We start from the raw sequence: 957 nt of genomic DNA, 5'->3' as shown, positions 1-957 counted from the left end.
CGGTCACCAGGGGGTTGTCCGACGTACGCGCGTCGAGGGTCAGGTCCTCGATCTCGAACACGTCGTCCTGCTGCACGGTGTAGGCGCAGATCGATTGGGACAGCGGCGTCTCGTTCCGTCCGAAGCCGGTCTCGGCCTTGAACCATTGGCGTTCGCCGTCCAGGAGCGAGATCAGCGACACGGGCATGCCGCAAGTTTCCGACGCCACCCTGACGATGTCGTCGAACTCGGTCTCGGCGGGCGTGTCGAGGATGTCGTAGCTCGCCAGTTCGTGCCGGCGAAGTCCATCGACCTGTTTGTTGCCTCCCGCCATGGCCCTCCAGCCGACTTCCGATGCTGTTGCGGCCTACTGCCGACCGAAAAGCGGTCTGCCGTTAAACGCCTCACCGCACAATGGTATTCGAAGGTTCTGGAGCGTCTCCGTGCGACGATGGCCGGATCGTTCGGGAGCGGTTCGTCCAGAGTGCTACGCCCCCATAGGTGGTGGTTCTCGGCGCCAGCCCAAGACCGCCGCTACTTCTTGAGGGACTCGGGATGTTTTTCCGACGGCAACCTATTGCGGACATGGTGCCGGACAACCGAGGGACTGAAGGGCTTCGCGATGAACGTCGCCCCGTCCGGCAGGTCTCCGCGTTCGGGTCGTACGTGGCCGGAGGCCACGACGATGGTGATGTGCGGCCACAACTCGGCGGTCCGACGCGCGAGGTCGAAACCGTCACCATCGCCCGGCATCTGCACGTCCGTGAACAGCAACTGCACCTTGCCGTGGTGCTCGTCGAGCACCCTGATCGCCTGGGCCACGTTCATCGCCTCCAGCACCGCGAAGCCCGCATCCTCCAGGATATCGGTAGCATCCATCAGGATCAGGGCGTCGTCGTCGACCACGAGGGCGAAGGGCGCATCGGAAGGGCCAGGCAGGGTCATCAAGGGGTAAGGCCAACCTCGTCCAGAGGTTGC

The 957-nt window shown here is 64.2% G+C and carries 1 protein-coding gene and 1 pseudogene; both read right to left on the bottom strand.

All coding sequences use genetic code 11. The features are described from left to right. Positions 1-313: pseudogene (locus J7U37_RS24810) on the bottom strand (PAS domain S-box protein); the annotation flags it as partial. A gap of 200 nt (positions 314-513) precedes the next feature. Beyond that, positions 514-924, bottom strand: a complete 411-nt coding sequence (locus tag J7U37_RS24805) for a response regulator (RefSeq protein ID WP_247637482.1) — start codon at positions 922-924, stop codon at positions 514-516. Positions 925-957 lie beyond the last annotated feature (33 nt).

The organism is Methylobacterium sp. 37f (assembly GCF_023093475.1).
Taxonomy (GTDB): Bacteria; Pseudomonadota; Alphaproteobacteria; order Rhizobiales; family Beijerinckiaceae; genus Methylobacterium.
Note: the sequence above shows the minus strand (reverse complement) of the source record. Positions and strands in the feature narration are given on the sequence as shown.